The 22,948-nt window shown below is 65.1% G+C and carries 5 protein-coding genes; 3 read left to right on the top strand and 2 right to left on the bottom strand.

What is annotated here, in order from left to right; all coding sequences use genetic code 11:
• Positions 1-2 precede the first annotated feature (2 nt).
• Positions 3-878, top strand: coding sequence for a sulfite exporter TauE/SafE family protein (locus BST47_RS08730; RefSeq protein WP_083125149.1), 876 nt, complete (start codon positions 3-5; stop codon positions 876-878).
• A gap of 74 nt (positions 879-952) precedes the next feature.
• Positions 953-1,222, top strand: coding sequence for a metal-sensitive transcriptional regulator (locus BST47_RS08725; RefSeq protein ID WP_083125148.1), 270 nt, complete (start codon positions 953-955; stop codon positions 1,220-1,222).
• Positions 1,223-1,338: 116 nt separating this feature from the next.
• Here BST47_RS08725 and BST47_RS08720 read toward each other — a convergent pair whose 3' ends face one another.
• The gene (locus tag BST47_RS08720) at positions 1,339-3,513 is read right to left on the bottom strand and encodes a glutamine synthetase III family protein (RefSeq protein ID WP_083125500.1); all 2,175 of its coding nucleotides are present in this window, start codon (positions 3,511-3,513) and stop codon (positions 1,339-1,341) included.
• 168 nt (positions 3,514-3,681) lie between these two features.
• Between BST47_RS08720 and BST47_RS08715 the strand changes: the two genes are divergently transcribed.
• Positions 3,682-5,400, top strand: a complete 1,719-nt coding sequence (locus BST47_RS08715) for an AMP-binding protein (protein WP_083125147.1) — start codon at positions 3,682-3,684, stop codon at positions 5,398-5,400.
• Here the strand turns inward: BST47_RS08715 and BST47_RS08710 are convergent.
• Positions 5,389-22,948, bottom strand: a 17,560-nt coding sequence (locus BST47_RS08710; protein ID WP_083125146.1) for a non-ribosomal peptide synthetase, incomplete at its 5' end; no start/stop codon positions are given. The two genes, BST47_RS08715 and BST47_RS08710, sit on opposite strands and share 12 nt — an antisense overlap.

Below are 22,948 nucleotides of genomic sequence, written 5' to 3'. Positions count from 1 at the left end.
ACATGATCGCCTTGACGGTTTCGCTCGCGGTCTTCGTCGGCATCGCACTGGGTCTGCTCGGCGGTGGCGGCTCGATCCTGACCGTCCCGCTGCTCGCCTACGTCGCGGGCATGGACGCCAAACAGGCCATCGCAACGTCGTTGTTGGTGGTCGGCGTCACCAGTGCGGTCGGCGCCGTCTCACACGCACGCGCCGGCCACGTCCAATGGCGAACGGGCCTGATATTCGGCGCCGCGGGCATGGCCGGCGCCTACCTGGGCGGCGTCCTGGCCCGGTTCATTCCGGGCTCAGTGCTACTCATCGGGTTCGCGGTGATGATGATCGCCACCGCCGTCGCCATGCTTCGCGGACGGAAGAATATTGCGGAATCCGATGGCCCGCGTCGCATTCCAGTCGTCAAGGTCGTTGCGGAAGGCCTCGGCGTTGGGTTGGTGACAGGGCTCGTCGGCGCCGGCGGGGGATTCCTCGTCGTCCCGGCCCTGGCGCTCCTGGGAGGATTGCCGATGCCCATCGCCGTGGGCACCTCGTTGGTTGTGATCGCGATGAAGTCCTTCGCAGGACTGGGCGGATATCTGTCGAGCGTCCAGATCGACTGGACGGTGGCGCTGATGGTCACCGCCGCAGCAGTGGCCGGTGCGCTGATCGGCGCACGACTGACGGCAATGGTCAATCCCGATGCGTTACGCAAGGTATTCGGCTGGTTCGTCCTGGCGATGTCCTCGGTCATCCTGGCCCAAGAGATCCACGTCGCGGTGGGAATCGGCGCCGCGGTATCGACCGCCGTCGCCGGTGCGCTGTACCTCGCATGCACCCGACAGGATTTCTGTCCACTGCGCCGACTCGCCGCCCGGAGCCGAATAGGGCTGGCGACAGGCTGACGCGCGACCAGCCGCGGTATACCCCGGAGGGTACGATGGAATGAACCGATTCACGCGAATGAAAGGGCACTTCAATGGTGGGTGATCAAGACAGCATCGCCGCAGTGCTTAACAGGCTCCGGCGCGCCCAAGGGCAACTGGCCGGGGTAATCGCGATGATCGAGGACGGCCGCGAATGCAAAGACGTGGTCACGCAGCTGGCCGCGGTGTCCAAGGCCCTCGACCGTGCAGGCTTCAAAATCGTTGCTACCGGCCTACGTGAATGCGTCACCGGTTCTACCGCCGATGGCGATCCGCCGATGAGCGAGGCAGAACTCGAGAAGCTCTTCCTGGCACTGGCCTGACGCGCCTGCCGGGTTGGTCGCCGAGTGTGGGGGTTGCGGTTACCAGTGCCCGAGTGGCTCGGACTGAACCCCCACACTCGGCGGGTCTCATGTCGCCGCCAGTGCGGCTTCGTGCCTCAGAGGATGTAGAGCATCTCCTGATAGGTCGGCAACGGCCAGAGGTCGTCGGCTACAACGCCTTCGAGCGTGTCGACGGCGGCGCGCACCGCGTCCATCTTCGGCAAGAGGCTCTGCGCGTGGGCGGCTTCCTCGGCGGCGGAGTCTCCACCATGCTCGGCCAGTCCCGCTTTCAGCGCTGCCAGCGCCGCCGTCAGCTCCGAGATCGGAGCGCTGACGTCCTGGAGCAGGGTCAGGTCCGGCTCGACGCCCGCCGCCTTGAGAGCAGCGACGTTCTGCGCCAACTCGGTTTGGTAACGGACGGCCGCAGGCAAAATCACCGTCGACCCTAGTTCCAGCGCGAGTTTGGCCTCCACACCGATGGTCAGTGCGTACATCTCGAGGCGGACCTCGTAGCGGCTGTGCAGCTCGCGCTCGCTGAACACGGAGTACTTCTCGAACAGCTCGATCGACTCCGGCTTGATCAGCTCTGGCAGAGCGTCCAGCGTGGTCTTCAGGTTCGGCAGGCCCCGTTCGGCGGCCTCGATCTGCCAGTTCTCCGAATAGCCGTCACCGTTGAACACCACGGCACCGTGCTCGGTGATGATGTCGGTCAGCAGCTTCTGGACAGCCTCGTCGAAGTCCTCGCCCTCCGCTACGGCCTTCTCCAGGATGGTCGCCATGTAGTCGAGCGACTCAGCCATGATCGTGTTCAGCATCATCATCGGCACCGCCACCGTCTGACCCGATCCCGGCGCGCGGAACTCGAACCGGTTGCCGGTGAACGCAAACGGACTGGTGCGGTTTCGGTCACCCGCGTCGGTCGGCAACACCGGCAGCGTGTCACAGCCGATGATCATGCTGCCCTTGCCCTTTGACGAGGTCGCCGCACCCTTGGCGATCTGCTCGAACACGTCGGCCAGCTGATCGCCCAGGAAGATCGAAATGATGGCCGGCGGTGCCTCGTTGGCGCCGAGACGGTGGTCGTTGGTGGCCGACGCCACCGAAACCCGAAGCAGGCCGGCGTATTTGTGGACAGCGCGGATCACCGCGGCGCAGAACACCAGGAACTGTGCATTCTCGTGGGGGGTATCGCCGGGCACGAGCAGCGAGCCCAGGTCCGCGTTGCCCAGCGAGAAGTTCACGTGCTTACCCGACCCGTTGACGCCGGCGAACGGCTTCTCGTGGAACAGGCACTCCATGCCGTGCTTCTTGGCGATCGTCTTGAAGACGGTCATCAACAGCTGTTGGTGATCCGAGGCGACGTTGCCGCGCTCGAACATCGGGGCGATCTCGAATTGTCCTGGCGCAACCTCGTTGTGGCGGGTCTTGGCGGGGATGCCGAGCTTGAACAGTTCACGCTCGGTGTCCATCATGAAGCCGAGCACCCGCTCCGGCACCGCACCGAAGTAGTGGTCGTCGAACTCCTGACCCTTCGGCGGCTTCGCACCGAACAGCGTGCGGCCCGCGTTGACCAGGTCGGGTCGAGCCAAGAAGAAGTGCCTGTCGACCAGGAAGTACTCCTGCTCCGGCCCGCAGAATGCGACGATCTTCGCCACATTGTCGTGGCCGAACAGCTTCAGGATCCGCTCGGCGTGGGTGCCCATCGCCTGCTGACTGCGGAGCAGCGGAGTTTTGTAGTCCAGCGCCTCGCCGGTCATCGACACGAACACCGTTGGGATACAGAGCGTGTTGCCGTTCGGGTTCTCGAGGATGTAGGCCGGGCTCGTGACGTCCCAACCCGTATAGCCGCGGGCCTCGAACGTGCTGCGCAGGCCGCCGGATGGAAAGCTGGAGGCGTCCGGCTCGCCCTGGATCAGCGTCTTGCCCGCGAACTCGGCGAGCGTCTCGCCGTCCGAGACCGGCTCGAGGAAACTGTCGTGCTTCTCCGCGGTGAGCCCGGTCATCGGGTAGAAGACGTGCGCGTAGTGGGTGGCACCCTTCGAGAGCGCCCAGTCCTTCATCGCCGAGGCGACGGAGTCGGCGACGGCCGGGTCGAGCTTGGCGCCCTTCTCGATGGTCGCGACGACGGACTTGTACACCGACTTCGGCAGCCGCAGCCGCATCTCGGCCAGCGTGAAGACGTTCGCGCCGAAGATCTCTCCCGGCGCCTCTGCCGGGTCGAAGCTGATGGCCGGTGGCACGTACGCCTCGACGTTGTTGATGGCCTGAAGGCGCACCGCATTTCCGCTCACTTGTTTTCCTATCACTGCGAGTCCGCACTCTTTGCGGACCATGACCGGCCCACCTTAGGAACTATCGATGGCAAACTTGTTACGCCAGCGTCAACGGCACAATTCGGGGCAGACCCGATTACTCTGTGCTCGACGGACGGCGCCGGGGCGACCGACGACAGGGGGCTTGTGGTGGGATCTTCCATTCGCGACGTCCTGCGCGAGCGGGCGAGTCTGCAGCCCAATGACACGGCATTCACCTACTTCGATTACGACACGGAGTGGGAAGGCGTCGCGGAGAGCCTGACATGGGCACAGCTGTATAGGCGCGTCACCAACTTGGCACATGAGCTCGACACCTGCGGTTCGACGGGCGATCGGGCTGTGATCTTGGCGCCGCAGGGGCTCGAATACATCGTGGCGTTCCTGGGGGCGCTGGAGGCGGGACGCATCGCGGTTCCGCTGTCAGTCCCGGCGGTCGGTGTCCACGACCAGCGCGTCACGGCGGTGCTGAAGGACGCGTCGCCGTCAGCGCTTCTCACCACCTCCGCTGTCGTCGACAGCGTGGTCCCCTATGCCGAGTCGGGAGGCGATACCGGCCCGTCGATTCTCGAAATCGATTCACTGGATCTGGATTCGCGTCGGACATCGACCGCTCGCAGACGCGACTATCCCGACATTGCCTATCTGCAATACACCTCGGGTTCGACGCGCACACCCACAGGCGTTGTGATCTCCTATCGCAATCTGTCGGCCAACTGGGAGCAGATGGTCGAGAACTACGTCGGCGACAACCCGATGCCCAAGTCGACTGTGTCGTGGTTGCCGTTCTTTCACGACATGGGATTGATGTGCGGGGTGTGTACCGGCATCTTCGGTGGTTGGCGGTCGGAGATCACAAGTCCGATCGCCTTCCTCCAGCGTCCTGCCCGGTGGATGCAGATGCTGGCACGCAATCCGCAGGTACTGTCCGCTGCTCCGAACTTCGCGTTCACCCTCGCGGCGGCACGCACATCGGACGACGACATGGCCGGGCTCGACCTGGGCGGCGTATCGTTCATCAACTGCGGGGCCGAACGTGTGAACCCGGCCACGATCAGACGCTTCAACCAGCGGTTCGCACCATTCAACTTTCCCGATACCGCCATCCGTCCCTCCTACGGTCTGGCGGAGGCGACGGTGTTCGTCGCCACGAATGCGCCAGGTGCACCACCAGATTTCGTTTGTTTCGAGCCCGACAAACTTGCCGACGGCCACGGGATCCGAAGCGACGCCGGCACGCGCTTGGTGAGTTATGGCAAGCCGCACTCACCGATGGTCCGGATCGTCGACCCCGACACCGCGACCGAGGCCCCCGCGGACACCATCGGTGAGATCTGGGTGCACGGCGAAAACGTCAGTGCCGGATACTGGCTCAGGCCTGCCGAAACAGAGCAGACCTTCGGCGCCATCCTGAACGCTGCTTCCCCCGGCACACCCGAAGACCAGTGGCTGAGAACAGGCGATCTCGGATTCTTCTCCGAAGGTGAGCTGTTCATCGTGGGCCGAATCAAGGACCTCTTGATCGTGCGCGGGCGCAATCACTATCCCGACGACATCGAAGCCACCGTTCAGGAGATATCACGGGGCCGGGCCGCGGCCATCGCCGTCGTGGATGAGGCCACCGAGAAGCTCGTCGTGATCGTCGAGGTCAAGGTGCGCGGCGAGTCGAGCGAAGAGGTGACCGAGAATTTCCGCAACATCCACGAGCAGGTCACCTCCGCGATAACGAACTCACACGGCGTCGGCGTGCAAGACGTCGTTCTGGTCGCGCCGGGCTCGATACCCATCACGACGAGCGGCAAAGTCAGGCGAGCGGCCTGCGTTCAACTCTATCGAGACGGCGGCTTACAGCACCTAATCCAATGAACGCCTGAGCCGTTCGCTGTAGAGGCTAAGTGATGCGGTGTTCAGCATGTCGTGATGCGTGCAGTCGACCTCATATGAAGTCAGGGCACCGGCGACATGTTTACGCCATTTGCGCACGTTGAGTCCGCCTGCGATTCGGGTGCGCAATCCCGCGATCCGGGACATCAAGGTTTGTGCACCGCCGTTGGCCTTTGCGCTCCGTGTGGCGGAGAAGACGACCATGTTGCCGTCGAATACATCGGGCATGTGCTTGCGGAGATGCCTCTGGTTCGCGTTGACGCTGCGAACCATCAGCTCCAGCAGCTCCTTTGGCGGTAGTGGGAACTCGACCGCATTGCGTTGCTGCAGGATCTCCTCGGCCCGTTCGTACGTGAGAGGGCCAGATAGCACCGCAATGTTGACGCGGTTGGTACGCAGGACGTGCTCGAGCACCTGATTTTCGTCCAGTGTTCTACTCGCCGCGGCGGTGATCAACCCAGCGCTGAATGCGGGGTCTAGAAGCACCAGACGCCCGACATCGCACCCTCGGCGGCGAAGTTCCACGGCGAGTTCGTGCGCTACGACACCCCCGAAGGACCAACCAAGAATGTTGTAAGTCTGTGCCGGATAAGCGGACTGGATCCTGTCGGCATAGCTGGCGGCCATGGCCGCGATCGATTCAGGTTCGGGCTCACCGTCCTGCGCTACCTGGTTGATGCCGATGATCGGACAATCGAGGTACCCGCCAAGAGTCCGATACGACCAGCTCAGCCCCAGCCCGTCGTGGACGCAGATCAGCGGAACTCCCTGCCCTTCCTTGAACACCTCGGTAGGGACGACCTCCAAAACATCGTCGTCTCCGCCTAATTGCCGGCTCAGGCTTCTCACCGACGGCGCATAGAACACCGTCCGCACCGCAAGGTGGGCGTCGAGGGCGGCGTTGATTGCGGCGACCAGCCTCATGGCGGACAGCGAGTCGCCACCGAGATCGAAGAACGAGTCGTCGACGCCGACCCGCTCGACGCCGAGGACGTGGGCGTAGATGTCCGCGATGACCTTTTCGGTGTCGGTCTGCGGCCCCTGGAAGGGCGTGGTGGTGAACACCGGTTCAGGTAGCGCCTTGGTATCGATCTTTCCCGAGGAGGTCAACGGGAATTCGTCGAGCACGACAATCTGCGCCGGAACCATGTACTCCGGCAGCCGTGCGCTCAACCGCTGCCGGATCGCGCCGATCTTCGTGTTGGTCTGCGGGTTGTTGGCGTGCGCGCCGCGAACGCGATCCTCGGCAGACGCCAGATAGACGTCGGTCAATCCCGCGGGGCGGTCTGACTCGGCCGCGGAGATGAAAACGGCATCGAGGGTGCCGGGTTGCGCCCCCCATGTGACGGCGACCCGGTATCCGTTGGATTCGCCGAGGCGGTGCAGTTCCTCGGGCGTCGCGGCATCGCGAATCGCTTCGGCGCCGGCGACGGCGTCGGCCAGCGGTACGCCCGCGGCGAGGGCAGCGTCGATCTCGACGTCGGTGGATACCCCGGCGCGGGCGATCCCGGTGACCCGGACGATGTCGGGACGCTGCGCGGTCAACCGTCTGTGCAGTTCGCTCAAGCCGGTGCACTCCTGCCACCGCCAGCATGGCGCAGCAGCCAGCGAGAGCAACGGTGCGGACGACTTGTGGAGAACCGCGTCGTAGCGATATCGGGTCAGTTCGTTGTCTGACGATCCGCGCTTCACCTGGATGTCGAGCCCCACCTCTGTCGCGCTGCTCGCAACCAAGCTGGTGAAGAATCCTGGCGCCACAAGCAATTCGGACTCACTCAGGATGGCTCGCTGAACTCGTTGCCGGATCTCGGCCGCATCGGCGTCGGTGGCGCGCGCCAATGCGACGCCGGTTTGGAACGCTCCCTGCAGGCTGAGATTGCGGATGTCTCCGATGAACAGCGAGCCACCGGGGGCGAGCAGCTCCATGGCGCTGCCGATGACGTCGGCCAGGTATGCCGCGTTGGGGAAGTACTGGATGACCGAGTTGAGCACGATCGTGTCAAAGTAGCCGTGGGGCAATGCCTGGATGTCGTGAGCTGGTCGGGCCAGCAGCTGCACCCGCTCACGCCACGGAATGTGTAACTGCTCCATCTCGCGGGCAAGGTTGTCGATGGTCACCGGCGACATGTCGGTCGCGACATAGCGCTCACACTCCGGGGCGATCTGCGACAGCAGCAGGCCCGATCCGACGCCGATCTCCAATACGAAACGCGGCTTCAGTGCCCTGATGCGATCCACTGTCGCAGCACGCCATTCCGCCATCTCCGCAAGCGGAATCGCGTCATCGCTGTAGCTGCTGTTCCACCCGCGGAAGTCGGATCCGAAGTCGGTCGACCCGAGCTCGGCGCCGTACAAGTCGTCGTACATCTGCTGCCACTCTTCGACGAACTCAGCGTCGCCCTCGTCGGTGGTGGCGTGATCGAGGGTCACGTAACCAACGAGCTGAACCCCGGCGTCGCCTTCATACACAGTGGCGACGGCCTGAGTCACCTCGGGCGAGGCGGCGAGGGCGTTCTCGATCTCACCGAGTTCGATGCGGTAACCGCGCAGCTTGACCTGATGATCGGCGCGACCGACGAACTGCAGCTGTCCGTTGCTGTCCCACGACACCAAATCGCCCGTGCGATACATTCTTGTTCCCTGCGCCCCGAACGGGCATGCGACGAAGCGCGTCGCGGTCAACGCGGTCCGACGCAAGTACCCATACGCGAGCCCGGCGCCGGCGACATACAACTCACCGATCACCCCGGTCGGAACCGGTCGCAACGACCCGTCGAGCACAAAGAACGCAAGATGCGCAAGCGGAGCCCCGATAGGGCTGCCGCCGATGTGGACGTCATCGCCGACGATCTCCCGGAAGGACGCGTGCACCGTCGTCTCGGTGATGCCGTACATGTTGATCATGCGCGGCGTCGCAGGGTGGTTGCGCAGCCAGGACTGAAGACGTTGTGGCTCAAGGGCTTCACCGCCGAACACCACAGCTTCGAGCTTCAATTTGTCGCCCTGCTCGGGGTTCAGCGCGTCAACAGCCAGTAACGCGTAGAACGCCGACGGGGTCCGGCTCAGCACGCTCACCTGTTCGGCGACCAGCAGGGCGTGGAACTCCTCCGGTGACCGGCCGACCGCCTCGGACACCACCACCAATCGGCCACCACCGAGCAACGCACCCCAGATCTCCCAGACCGAGAAGTCGAAGGCCAGGGAATGACACTGCGTCCACACTCCCGTGCGGGGCACGTCGGCGTCCAGTGAGTCCAGCAGCTGCACCACATTCCGGTGCGCGACGGCCACTCCCTTTGGCTGACCCGTCGTGCCTGAGGTGTAGATGAGGTAGGCGATGTCGTCGCCCCCCGGCGCGGGCAACACAGTGCCGTGCCGGGCTTCGACGACAGGATCGGCAATGTCGACAACAGTGAGGCCCGAATTGGCCAGCCGTGACCGCAAAGTCGCGATCGTCACCGCCACGACCGGCGCGGCGTCGGCGAGCATGAACGCGATGCGCTCGTCGGGGTGCGACGGGTCGATCGCCAGATAGGCTGCGCCGGTCTTGAGCACCGCCAGGATTGCGACGATCGCCTCAGCCGAGCGGGTGAACAACAGCGCCACGAACTGTCCCGGACCCGCACCGTGCGCGATCAACAAGTGCGCCAACCGGTTTGCGGCCTCCTCGAGATCGCGGTAGGTCAGCGATTGGTCGCCGAACGTCACCGCGACCGCTTCGGAGGTGCGGGCCACTTGATCGGTCCACAGCGAAGGGATCGATGTCGCGGCAGGCTCCGGCAGGGTCAACACCTCCCGGTTGCCCCATCGATCCAGGCAAGCGTGCTCGTCGGCGTCGAGGATGTCGGCCGACGACACCCGCTGCTGGGGGTCGGTGGTCAGTGCCACCAATACCCGCTCGAGCCGCTCGATCAGCGTGGCGATGGTGGCGGCGTCGAACACATCGGTACGGAATTCGACCATTCCGCCGATCCCGTCGGCCTCACCCGTGTCGGTCCAGCGTTCGGACAGGTGAAACACCAGATCCATGCGTGCGGTGCGGGTGTCCATCGGCATTTGCGAGACCTGTAGATCACCCAACGTCACCGCCGAACCGGCGGCGCCGTCCTGGCCCAGGATGTTCTGCCACGCCAGCATCACTTGGATCAGCGGATGATGAGTCAGGCTTCGGGTCGGGTTGAGCCGCTCGACAAGCACCTCGAACGGCACGTCCTGATGGTCGAACGCGGCGACGCTGCGCTGCCGCACCTGGGCGAGCAACTCGGCAAATGTCGGATCCCCAGCCAACTCGACCCGCAGCACCAGAGTGTTGACGAAGAATCCGACCAGCTCGTCAAGCGCCGGATCGCGGCGGCCCGCAATCGGAAATCCAACGGCGACATCGCTGCTCGCGCTGATCTCGGAGACCAGCGCGGCGAGTGCAGCCTGGATCACCATGAAGCTGGTCGCGTTGTGCTGATGTGCGACGTCGCGGACCCGCTGCTGAAGTTCCGCGGGCCAGTCCACCGCCACACCGGAGCCGTGGTAATCCGCGACGGGCGGATAGGGCCGATCGGTCGGTAGATGCAGCCGTTCCGGCATCCCTGCCAACGCTGCCTGCCAGTAGGCAAGTTGCGCGGCGATGGGGCTGTCGCTGTCATCGAGATCGCCGAACTGCTCGCGCTGCCACAGCGTGTAGTCCACGTACTGCACCGCTAGTTTCGTCCAGCCCGGCGCCTGTCCCTTGGTCCTGCTGGCGTAGGCCTCGCCGATATCCCTGACCATCGGTCCCAGCGACCAACCGTCAAAAGCAATGTGGTGCACCACAATTGCTACCACATGCAGCTCAGGACCGACCGAAAACACTTGAACGCGAATTGGGATCTCGGCCGACAGATCGAAGCGGTGAACGGCCAGCGCCATCAACTCGCCGAGCACATCTTGTTCGGGCAGGGACACCACCATCGGCGCGTCCGCAAGCCGCCAGATTCCCGCCTCGGCAGGCACAACCTTCTGGAACGGCGCGCCATCGATGTCGGGGAATATTGTCCGGAGGGACTCGTGACGGGCGATGACGTCGTCGAAGGCCGCCGTCAACGCCTCGACATCCAATGGGCCGCTGATACGCAACGCGTTCGGCATGTTGTACGTCGCCACCCCGCCCTGGAAGCGGTCGAGGAACCACAACCGACTCTGCGCAAAGGACAGCGGAACGACGGCCGGTCGTTGTCCGGCCATCAATGGCTTGCGGCGACCCGCTTCGCCACTGACATGCAACGCCAACCGCGCCACGGTCGGCGCGTTGAACAGCGTGTGCACCGAAACCGTCGCGTCGAGGCCGGTGTTGATAGCGGCCACGAGACGCATCGCCGACAGGGAGTCCCCACCAAGTTCGAAGAACGAGTCATCGACGCCGACCCGCTCGAGGCCGAGGACGTGGGCGTAGATGCCGGCGAGGATTTCCTCGACTGGTCCGGCCGGAGCGCGATAGCTGTCGCCCGCGGCGTATTCGGGAGCGGGAAGTGCACGTCTGTCGAGCTTGCCGTTTGGTGTCAGCGGAAGTTCGTCGACAACCACTAGTGCGCTCGGGACCATGTAGGACGGCAACCGCTCAGCCAGCGCGCCGCGCATCACGGCCGGATCTGCCGTGCCGGTAACGTAGCCCACCAGTCGCTTGTCACCGGGGCGGTCTTCACGGGTGATGATCACCGCTTGTCGCACACCCTCCAGCGCGGCCAGTTCCGTCTGGACTTCCCCAAGTTCGATGCGGTAGCCGCGGATCTTGACCTGCTCGTCGGCGCGGCCCAGATACTGCAGCTGACCGTCGTCGCCCCACCGCACGAGATCACCGGTGCGATACATCCGCACGCCGGCGCCACCGAACGGGCACGCGACGAAACGCGATGCGGTCAACCCGGCCCGACGGACATAGCCGACTCCGACGCCGCGGCCTGCGATATACAGCTCGCCGACCGCCCCGGGCGGCACCGGCCGCAGCCAGCCGTCGAGCACGAACAGCGTCGCGCTGGGCACGGGCCTGCCGATCGGGACGATATTTGACCCCGCCGTGAGCGGTGCGCTGATCGCCGCATACACCGTGGCCTCGGTCGGACCGTACGCGTTGATCATCACCCGCCCGGGCGCCCACCGATCAACCAGCTCGGTCGGGCAGGCTTCACCGGCCACGACCACCGCAAGCGACCCCAGTTCCTGCGGCGAAAGCATTCCCGTCGCAGAGGGTGTCTGACTCAAGATCGTGACGCGTTCCCCCGTCAGCAGGTTGTGCAGGTCTTCAGGTGAGCGGGCGACGGATTCGGGGACTACTACGAGTCGGCCACCGTGCAGCAGCGCACCGAAGATCTCCCACACCGATACATCGAAGGCCAGTGAATACCATTGCGCCCAAACCTGTTCAGTATGCAACTCCAGGCCGGCATCCATGTCGTCGAACAGTCCGATGACGTTTTTATGGGTGATCGCGACACCTTTGGGGACACCAGTGGTACCCGATGTGTAAAGGATGTACGCGACATCGTCCGGGTCCGGCGCGGACAGTCCGGTGGATGGATAGCCATCGATTCGGGCATCCTGGACACTGATGACGGGAAGATCACATCCGTCGAGCAGGTCGCGCAGCTCGGGCGTCGTGATCGCCACGATCGGCGCGGAATCGGTGATCATGAACTCGATCCGGGCCCGTGGATGCGCCGAGTCGATCGGTAGGTACGCAGCTCCGGTCTTGAGCACCGCAAGGATCGCCACAATGGCATCGGCGGAGCGCTCAAGCAGCAGTGCCACACTCTGCCCCGCGGCCGCGCCCCGCTCGGTAAGCATGTGCGCCAACCGATTCGCCGCCTGATCGAGCTCGCGATAGGTCATCGACCGGCCGCCGAACGTCAGCGCCAACACGTCGGGCGTGCGCGCCGCCTGCCGGGCGAATGCCTCCGGAATCGACACCGAGCTTGCCGGACGGCTCAACGCCGCACGGTTGCCGATCTCGTCGAGCACAGCGTGTTCGGCGGTGTCGAGCACGTCGAACGACGAGAGCCGGTGGGCCGGATCGGCCGCCATCGCCGCCAACGCGCGCTGCAATCGCGTGGCGAGCTTCTCGATGCCCTTTGCGTCGAAGACATCGGCGTCGAACTCGATCCGAACTCCCAGTTCCCGACCCGAAAGCGCTTGTAACGTCAGCGGATAATGGGTGGACTCAGTGGTGCTGAACTCGGTGATGGCTAATTCGTCCCCGCCGGCCATCGCCCCGGTGTCCACCGGATAGTTCTCGAACACGAACAGAGTGTCGAACAGCAGATCGTGCCCGGTGGCACGGTGGATCTCGGTGAGCGCCAGGTGTTGATGGTCCAGTGTGTGGGCGTGGGCGTTTCGCAATTGTTCGAGCAGGTCGGCGGTCGTCGTCGTCGGGCTCATACTTGCGCGGACCGGCACGGTGTTGATCAACAACCCCACCATCGACTCCGCGCCGGATAGGTCGTCCGGCCGGCCGGATACCGCTGTGCCGAACACGACGTCGTGTTGACCCGTCAGCCATGTCAGCACCTGCGCCCAGGCGCCCTGCAACACGGTGTTGAGAGTGGTATGGCACGAGCGCGCCAATTCGCCGAGCGCGCTTGTGGTCCCCTCCGTCAGTCGGAAGTAGTGGGTTTCCCGCGTTCCAAGACCCAGGCGGCCCGGCGGACCAACGAGCGTAGGGTTGTCGAATCCCGCCAACATGTCGCGCCACGCCGCCCGGGCGGCCTCGAGGTCGCGGTCGGCCAACCAGGTGACGAAGGTGCGGTAGGGCGTCGCCGCAGGCAACCGCTGCCCGTAGTAGCCGGCGAAGATCTCTTGCAGCAGGATCGGCATCGACCAGCCGTCCACCACAACGTGGTGGTAGGTCAACACGACCCGGTGCCGGTCCGGATCGGTGCGGATCAACGCCGCGCGCGCGGCTGGCGGATTGGCGAGATCGCAGACGGCGGCACGTTCGGCGGCGCACAGCTCCACGATCTGCTCGTCGGAGTCCAGCTCGACGTACCGCCAGGGTATGACGGATTCGAGAGGGATGATCTGCACCGGCTGGTCGAAACGTTCGCAGAATCGGGCGGCCAGGTTGGGATGACGGTTGATCGTCGTCTGCACCGCTTGACGCAAACGCTCGGGGTCCAGCGTCCCGGTGATGGTGATGTCGATCTGCATCGCGTACAGATCACCGAAATCCTGTGCCGTGCTGGCGTGGAAGAGCAGTCCCTGTTGCAGGGGGGTGAGCGGCAGCACGTCGGCGACCTGGTACTGCTGCTGCAGCTCGTCGATCTGCTGTTGCGTCAGTACTGCTGGAGCGATGTCGGAGGGGGTAAACCCGCCGCCGCCGTTTCGGACGTGCGCGCAGATCCCGATCAGTGCGTCGAACCACAGCTGGCTGAGCCGGTTTATCTGAGCGTCGTCGAGGGCCGACCGCGCCCAGGTCCACGTCGCATGCAGTTGCGGTCCGGTGTCGGCGTCGACAGTGGCCGCGTTGAGTTCCACCGTGTGGCCCAACGGCATTGGGACGGTGGTGGCGGCGTCGGCGATCGACAGACCGTCCTCGCTGACCAACCAGAGATGGCTGGACATGTCCGGCGTCACCAGGCCACTGGCGCCCGTGCGTCCGAGGTAGTTGAATCCGATCGAGGGGTCGTCCCCCGGCAGGTCGACATCGTCGTTGAGGTAGCGCAACAGACCGTAAGTCAGGCTGTCGGGCAGAGCGCGCAATTGCTCCTTGGCGTCCTTGATCACGGCACCGAGCGCACCGTCGCCGGTGACCACCTGCGCCCAGCGCAGTCCGTCGACGGCCAGGGATACGGGGTACTTCGCAGTGAACCAGCCGACTGTGCGCGATAGATCGACGCCCGGTGCCAGCTCCTCATGACGGCCGTGTCCCTCGACATCGATACCGATCGGTGCGTCGGTGTTCAGGAACTCGCTGAACGCCAGCGCGTAGGCGATGACCAGGATGTCTTGCACCCCGGCGTGAAACGCTGCAGGAACCTCGCTGAGCAACAGTCGAGTGGTCTCGGCGTCCAGAGCTGCCGTCAGGTGTCCGGCGCTGGCATAGGTATCCGCCGCGGGCTGCACCGCGGGTAGCGCGGTGGCACGCGCGATGACGCCCCTCCAGGCGTCGGACTGCTGAACCACCGCCGGGGACTTGGCATGGTCTGCAAGCAGTGATGCCCAGCGCGCGAACGACGTTCCCGTCGCAGGAAGCTCTATCGCCTGCCCGTTGCGGTGCTGGCCCCAGGCGATGTTGAGATCTTCGAGCAGAATGCGCCATGACACCGCGTCGACAGCAAGATGGTGAATGATCAACGCCAGCTGGTCGGTTGATGGCACCCACAGCGCGCTGAGCATCGTCGCCGCCGGGTCCAACCGCTCGCGCGCCGCCACCAGGGCGTCGGCGCTCAGTTCGTCTGTGGTGCGCAGGCACTCGGCGGCGTCGACCGCGCCCGGTTCGGGTACCTCGAGTGACCATCCGCCAGACCCGTCGTCTGCGGCGCGTAGTCGTAGTGCTGCGTGCCTGTCGACGAGGGCCTGTAGCACGGTGATCACGTCGGCATCGGTGACGCCGGCGGGCGCCTGCACGACCATCGTCTGGTTGAACAAGTCGACCGGACCGTCGACGGACTGCAGCCAGCGCATGATCGGCGTCGCCACCACCGGACCGACACCCTCATCGACGAAGCCGGGTTCACTGCCGGCCACCCCGGCGATTCTGGCCAGTCGGGCCACGGTCTGTTCGACGAAGATGTCGCGCGGCCGGCACCGCAGGCCGGCTGCCCGCGCGCGGGCCACGACCTGCATCGACAAGATGCTGTCTCCACCGAGGTCGAAAAACGAGTCGTCGACCCCGACCTGTTGGAGACCAAGGACCTCGGCGTAGATGCCGGCCAGAATCTCCTCGACGGCGGTGACCGGCTCGCGGTACTGAAGGGTCTTCTGAAGGCGCGGTGCTGGCAGCGCGCGGGTATCGAGTTTGCCGTTGACCGTCAGCGGCAGCGCATCCAGCCCCACCACGGCCGAGGGCACCATATAAGCAGGCAGCCGGTCGGCAAGTGTAGCCCGCAGTACGGCGGGGTCGGCCGCCCCCGTGATGTAGCTGACGAGGCGCGTTGTTCCCGGATTGTCTTCGCGGGCAATGACGACCGCCTGCTCGACACCATCCAATTCGGCTAATGCGCTTTGGATTTCGCCGAGCTCGACGCGGTAGCCGCGAATCTTCACCTGTTCGTCGGCCCGCCCGAGGTACTGCAGCTGCCCGTCGGCGCGCCAGTGCACCAAGTCGCCGGTGCGATACATCCTTGTTCCCTGGGTGCCGGCACCGCCGAACGGGCAGGCGACGAAACGCGACGCGGTCAATCCGGTCCGACCGAGATAGCCGAGGGCGACACCGCGGCCTGCGACATACAGCTCGCCCACCACGCCGGGGGGCACCGGGCGTAGCAGCTCGTCCAGGACGAAGACTGCAGACGTCGATACCGGTGCGCCGATGGGCGCAGCACCGGACCCGGCGCTGAGGGGCGCGCTCATGGAGGCGTACACCGTCGCCTCGGTGGGGCCGTACGCATTGATCACCACGCGGCCAGGAGCCCATTGATCGACGACTTCGGCCGGGCAGGCCTCACCGCCGAGCAGCACGGCCATCGATTCCAGTCCCTGCGGCGACAACGCCGCCACCGCTGACGGCGTCTGGGTGAGCACGGTCACCTGTTCACGCACGAGCAGCGCGTGGAAGTCCTCAGGAGAACCCGCCACCTCTTCGGGGACGACCACCAGGCGGGCTCCCCCGAGCAGCGCAGCCCAGATCTCCCACACCGAGAAGTCGAACCCGTACGAATGACATTGCGTCCACACCTGATCGGCGGGCAGGTGGGTGGGCGTCGATCGCGCCAGATGGCTGGTCAGGTTCGCGTGGGTGATGGCCACGCCCTTCGGCACACCGGTCGTGCCTGACGTGTAGATGAGGTAGGCGACGTCGTCGGCTGCGGGCGCCGCCACCGGGGTGCACGGTCGGGTATTCAACGTGGGATCGTCGATATCGATGACAACGATCGACCCGTCGAGTCGCGAACGGTGATCCGCTTTGGTGATGACGGCGGCCGGCGAGGCATCGGCGATCATGAAGTCGATGCGGGCGTCGGGATGTGCAGGGTCGATCGGTAGGTAGGCCGCGCCGGTCTTGAGTACCGCCAGCATCGACACGATCGCCTCGGTAGAGCGCTCGAGAAGCAGCGCCACGCGGTGTCCCGAACCCACACCCTGCTCAACCAGTACGTGCGCCACCCGATTAGCGGCCTCATCGAGTCCTCGATACGTAAGACCACGCCCGTCGAAACTGACGGCGGTCGCATGTGGGATGCGGGCCACATGTGCGCCGAACAACTCGGGCACCGACAGCGGTGCCGCCGCCGGTTCGGTCAATACCGCACGATTACCGATCTCGTCCAACCGGGCCCGCTCCCCGCCGTCGAGGACATCGATCGCCGACAACCGTGCTGTCGGATCGGCGGTCATTGCCGCGACCACGCGCCGCAATCGTTCGACCAGCGTCTCGATGGTGGCGGCGTCGAACACATCGGTGCGGTATTCCACCGCGCCCCAAATCCCTGCGGGCTCAGACGTATCGGTGAAATGTTCTGAAAGCGAGAATGTCAGATCCATTCGGGCGGTCTCGGTGTCTACCGGCATCTGGGTGGCCTTCAAATCGCCCAATGCCAGTCCCGCGGCCGGGTCGCTGGTGTGCCCGGGCAGGTTTTGCCAGGCAAACAACACCTGTACCAGCGGATGGTGCGTCATCGACCGTTGCGGATTGAGCCGCTCGACCAGGACCTCGAACGGCACGTCCTGATGCTCGAATGCGGCAAGGCTTCGCCGCCGTACCTGATCCAGCACTTCAGACACCGTCGGATCGCCTGCAAGGTCGATGCGCAACACCAGCGTGTTGACGAAGAAGCCGATCAGCTCGTCGAGCGCGGGATCGGTGCGTCCGGCGATCGGAAAACCCACCGCCACATCGCTGCTTGCGCTCAGCCGCGACAACAAGACCGCCAAGGCAGCCTGCATCACCATGAAGTTGGTCGCGTTGTACTGAGCAGCCACTTGCCGCACCTGCTCCTGCAGTTCTGCCGGCCAGTCGACCATCACGCGCGCGCCACGCTGATCGGCCGCAGGCGGATACGGTCGATCGGTGGGAAGTGCAAGTCGCTCAGGCATACCCGCCAGGGCGTCCTGCCAGTATCCGACCTGCGCGGCGATCAAACTCTGGCTGTCATCGAGTTCGCCGAACCTCGCGCGCTGCCACAGCGTGTAATCGATGTACTGCACCGGCAATTCGGCCAACCCCGAGGTGTGGCCCGCGCACCGGCGGGCATACGCCTCACCCAGATCACGCACCAGCGGACCGATCGACCAGCCGTCGGCCGCGATATGGTGCGCCACACCGACCAGCACATGGTCGTCGTCGGCGGTACGGAAAAGCCGGGCTCGCAAAGGGATCTCGATGGTCAGGTCGAAGGCGTGACGACCGGTCTCCGCGATCGCCTCAGTCAGGTCTTCCTCAGACCATCGGGTTGCGTCGACGACATCCCAGCCGAACTCGGCCCGCTCGGCAGGCAACACCACCTGCTGGGGAATTCCATCGGGCGCCGTAATCAGGGTGCGCAGGCTCTCATGACGCCGCACCACATCGGCCAGTGCAACGACCAGTGCGTCGGCGTCGAGCGGACCACGCAGTCGCAGCGCAACCGGCATGTTGTACACCGGAGAGGGACCCTGCAACTGGTCGATGAACCAAAGTCGGCTCTGCGCGAAGGACAGCGGCACTACAGCGGGCCGCTCGCCGGCCACCAATGGCTCACGCCCGCTCGCCCCGCTGACATGAGGCGCGAGCTGGGCGACCGTTGGCGCGTCGAACAAGGCGCGCACCGACAGGTCCGCGTCCATGCCGGCGTTGATCGCAGCCACGAGACGCATCGCCGATACTGAATCCCCACCGAGGTCGAAAAACGAGTCGTCAACGCCGACCAGTTCGACATTGAGGACTTGAGCGTAGATGCCGGCAACAATCTCCTCGACCGCGTTGCCCGGGGCGCGGTAACGATTGACCTGCTTGAATCCCGGTGCGGGCAGGGCGCGGCTATCGAGCTTGCCGTTGACCGTCATAGGCAACGCATCGAGGACGACCACCGCGGCCGGGACCATGTAGGGCGGCAGCCGATCGGCGAGCGCGTTGCGGGCCTCGGTCGGGTCGACATCGCCCGGCCGACTCTCGGTGACGTACCCGACCAACCGCTTGTCACCAGGATTGTCTTCACGGGCGATGACGACCGCTTGCGCAACCCCGTCGAGATCGGTTAGCGCTGACTGTATTTCGCCGAGTTCGATCCGATAACCGCGGATCTTGACCTGCTCGTCGGCGCGCCCCAGATATTGGAGTTGGCCGTCACTTCCCCACCGCACCAGGTCCCCGGTGCGATACATCCGCGCCCCGGGCCGGCCGAACGGGCACGCCATGAACCGCGACGCGGTCAGCCCCGGCCGGCGCCAATATCCAATGCCGACTCCACGGCCGGCAAGATACAGCTCACCGACCACCCCGGTCGGCACCGGTCGCAGCCACCCGTCCAGCACGAAGCAGGCAGCGCCCGTCACCGGTGAGCCGATCGGAGGCGCACCCGACCCCGCCGCCAGCGGCGCGCTCTTCGACGCCCACATGGTGGTTTCGGTCGGGCCGTACACGTTGATCATCAGCCTGCCCGGTGCCCATCGTTCTACGAATTCGGGCGGACACGGCTCTGCGCCGATCACCAACGCCGCCGAGTCCAAGCCCTGAGGCGACAAACCTCTAACCGCAGAAGGGGTTTGGGTGAGTACCGTGACGCGCTCGCCGACCAGCAGGTCGTGGAAGTCTTGCGGTGAACGGGCCACAGACTCCGGCACGACCACCAGCCGCCCACCGTGCAGCAGAGCACCCCAGATCTCCCATACCGAGAAGTCAAACGCATAGGAGTGGAACTGCGTCCACACCTGATCCGGTGTCAGCGCCAACCCGGTGTCGAGTGATTCGAACAGCTGAACCACGTTGTATTGCGTAACTGCAACACCTTTGGGCACGCCGGTGGTGCCCGAGGTGTAGATGATGTGGGCGATGTCATCGGGGGCAGGCGCAGGCAGCGCCGTGCTGGGCCGACCTTCGATACGGGGATCATCGATGTCGATGAGGGTCACGTCACACCCGTCGAACCGGTCCGCCAAGGCCACCGTGGTGATGGCGGCGATCGGCGCGGAATCCTCGGTCATGAACCTGATCCGGGCCTGGGGGTGCGCCGGATCGATGGGCAGGTAGGCAGCGCCTGTCTTCAGCACCGCTACGATCGCCACGATCGCCTGGGCAGAGCGGGTGAACAGCAGTGCAACACACCTACCGGGACCCGCGCCGTGGTCGACGAGCAGGTGCGCCAATCGGTTAGCCGCCTCGTCGAGCTCGCGATACGTCATCGACTGGCCGTCGAACGTCAGGGCAGCCGCGTCGGGGGTGCGCGACACCTGAGAGGTGAACGACTCCGAAAGCGCTACCGGCTCCGATGGCAGGCTCAGGACCGACCGGTTGCCGAATTCGTCGAGCCGGGCATGTTCGTCGTCGTCGAGCAGGTCGACCGACAACAACCGACGGGTGGGATCGGCGGTCATCACGCCCACCAATCGGGTGAATCGCGCGATGAGCTTTTCGACGCCTGCCGGGTCGAAAGCTTCGCTGTCGAATTCGAGGCGAAGGCTCAGTTCCTGGCCCGGCTGGGCTTGCAGTGTAAGCGGGTAGTGGTTGCGTTCACGGGTCGTGAACTCGCTGATGCCCAACCCGTCGGCGCCCATCATCGCGTCGGTGTCGACGGGAAAGTTTTCGTAGACGAACAGGGTGTCGAAGAGTTGATCGACACCGGCGATGCGGTGAATCTCGTTGAGCGGCAGATGTTGATGGTCGAGCGTGTTCGTATGGGCGGTCTGCAGCTGATCGAGTAGGGCGACGGTGGTGGTGGCCGGCGTGACGCGCGCACGTACCGGCAGGGTGTTGATCAACAGGCCGACCATCGATTCCGCACCGACTACGTCAGCCGGACGCCCGGATACCGCGGTGCCGAACGCGACATCGTGCTGGCCCGTCAGCCACATCAGCAGCTGCGCCCAGGCGGCCTGCAGGACGATGTTCACGGTCGTGTGGTTCGACCGCGCGAGCTCGCCGAGAGCGCCCATGATCTCCTCGGGCATTCTGAACGACTCGACTCCCCGCTGGCCCTGGCGTTCCGGCTGGCTGACAAGTGTGGGGGTGTCGAAGCCGGCCAGCACTTCGCCCCAGGCCTCTACGGCCACGTCGAGGTCCTGATCGAGTAGCCAGCTGACGTACCGGCGATACGACGAGGCCGCGGGCATGCGGTGCCCGTAATACCCGGCGAAGATCTCCTGCAACAGGATCGGCAACGACCAACCGTCCATCACGATGTGGTGGAACGTCAGCACACACCGGTGCCGGTCCCCAGCGGTGCGGATCAGTGCCGCGCGAAAGGCCGGCGGGTCGGCGAGATCACAGACGGCGGCGCGTTCGGCGGCAGCTACCTGCTCGATCTGGTCCTGGAGGTCCGCGCCGGCGAGGTCGAGATACGTCCACGCGGCCGCAGGATCGGCCGGGATGATCTGCACCGGTTGGTCGAACTGCTCGCAGAACCTGGCGGCCAGGTGGGGGTGCCGATTGGCCACCTCCTGCACGGCGTCGCGCAGACGGTTCGGGTCGAGTGGCCCGGTGACCGTGACGTCGAGCTGCATCGCGTACAGGTCGTCGTCGGAGGCACGAGACGTGCTGGTGTGGAATAGCAGTCCCCGCTGCATTGGGGTAAGGGGTAATACGTCGGCGATGCGATTGTGTTGCGCCAACTCATCGATCTGCTGCTGACTTAGTGTGGCCGGAATGATGTCGGAAGGGGTCAGCCCGCCGCCGCCCTGCTGGACGTGGGCGCAGATGCCGGTGAGGGCGTCGAGCCAGAGTTGGCTGAGCCGGCCGACCTGCGCGCGATCGAGAGCCGACGGCGCCCATGTCCAGTCGGCGTATAGCTGCGGACCCGTATCGTTTTCCATCGTGCCGGCGTTCAACGCAACGGTGTGAACCAGCGGCATGGGCACCGCGGCGACGGCGTCGGCGATAGAGACGTCGTCTCCGCTGATCCGCCACATGTCGTCGGGCATTGCGGCGGCGCTCGCGGCAAGCCGCCCGAGGTAGTTGAATCCGATCGTCGGGTCGGATCCGGGCAGAGTGACGTCGGTGCTGAGGTAGCGCAGCAGACCATAGGTCAGGCCGTCCGGCAGAGCGCGCAGTTGTTCCTTGGCATTCTTGACGATGTCGCCGAGCGCGGCGTCACCGGCGACTACCTGCGCCCAGCGGAGCCCACCAACGGTCAACGAGACCGGGTATTTGGCGGTGAACCATCCCACCGTGCGCGACAAGTCGACGTCGGGGTCCAGGTCCTCTTCCCGGCCGTGGCCTTCGACATCGATGCCGATCGGCGCATCACCGCTACCCAGATATTCGGCCAACGCCAGACCGAATGCGATCAACAGAATATCTTGCGCCCCAGCGTGAAACGCCGCGGGGACCTCACCAAGTAGACGGCGGGTGGTGGTGGTGTCCACTGACAACGACAGGTGACCGGCGCTGGCATAGGTATCCATGTCAGATCGGACGGCAGGCAGCGCCAGCGGGACAGCAGTGATCTGCCTCCAGGAATCGGCCGTCTCGAGCACCGCAGGGGTCTGCGCGTGCTCCGAGAGCAGCGAAGCCCAGTGCGAGAACGATGTTCCCGTCGCCTGCAACACGATCGGCTGCCCGCTGCGGTGCTGAGCCCATGCGATGTTGAGGTCTTCGAGCAGGATTCGCCACGACACCGCGTCGACAGCAAGATGATGGACGATCAACGCCAATTGACCCGTGTCCTCGGCCCAGAGTGCGCTGACCATCGCCCCGGCTGCCGGGTCTAGCCGCGACCGGGCCGCGACCAACGCATCAACGGTCAACTCGTCGACACTGCGCAGGCACGCTTCCGCATCGACCGCGCCCGGCTCGTGGGTTTCGAGCGTCCATCCGCCTGCGCTGTCTTCGGTCGCGCGTAGCCGCAGCATCGCATGCCGATCCAGGACAGCCTGTAAGACGACCACGATGTCGCTGTGGCCGCTTCCGAAAGGGGTTCGCACCACAACTGTTTGGTTGAACTGGTCGATCGGCCCGTCCACGGTGTGCAGCCACCGCATGATCGGAGTCGCCACCACAGGGCCGACACCCTCGTCTACCACGCCCGTCGCACCGTCTGCCGCCCTGGCCACCCGAGCCAACCGGGCCACGGACTGCTCGACGAAGATGTCGCGCGGTCGGCACAGCAGACCAGATGCACGGGCCCGCGCCACCACCTGCATGGCGAGGATGCTGTCGCCGCCGAGGTCGAAGAAGGAGTCATCGATACCCACGCGGTCCAGTCCCAAGACCTGG

Origin of the sequence: Mycolicibacterium tusciae (assembly GCF_002086795.1) — a bacterium.
Lineage (GTDB): Bacteria > Actinomycetota > Actinomycetes > Mycobacteriales > Mycobacteriaceae > Mycobacterium > Mycobacterium tusciae.
The sequence above is the reverse complement of the archived record's forward strand: the minus strand, read 5'-3'. Positions and strand labels throughout refer to the sequence as shown.

Excerpts from the sequence above, each read along its gene's own strand:
- BST47_RS08730 (WP_083125149.1), top strand. The coding sequence starts at position 3 with ATGATCGCCTTGACGGTTTCGCTCGCGGTCTTCGTCGGCATCGCACTG.
- BST47_RS08725 (WP_083125148.1), top strand. The coding sequence starts at position 953 with ATGGTGGGTGATCAAGACAGCATCGCCGCAGTGCTTAACAGGCTCCGG.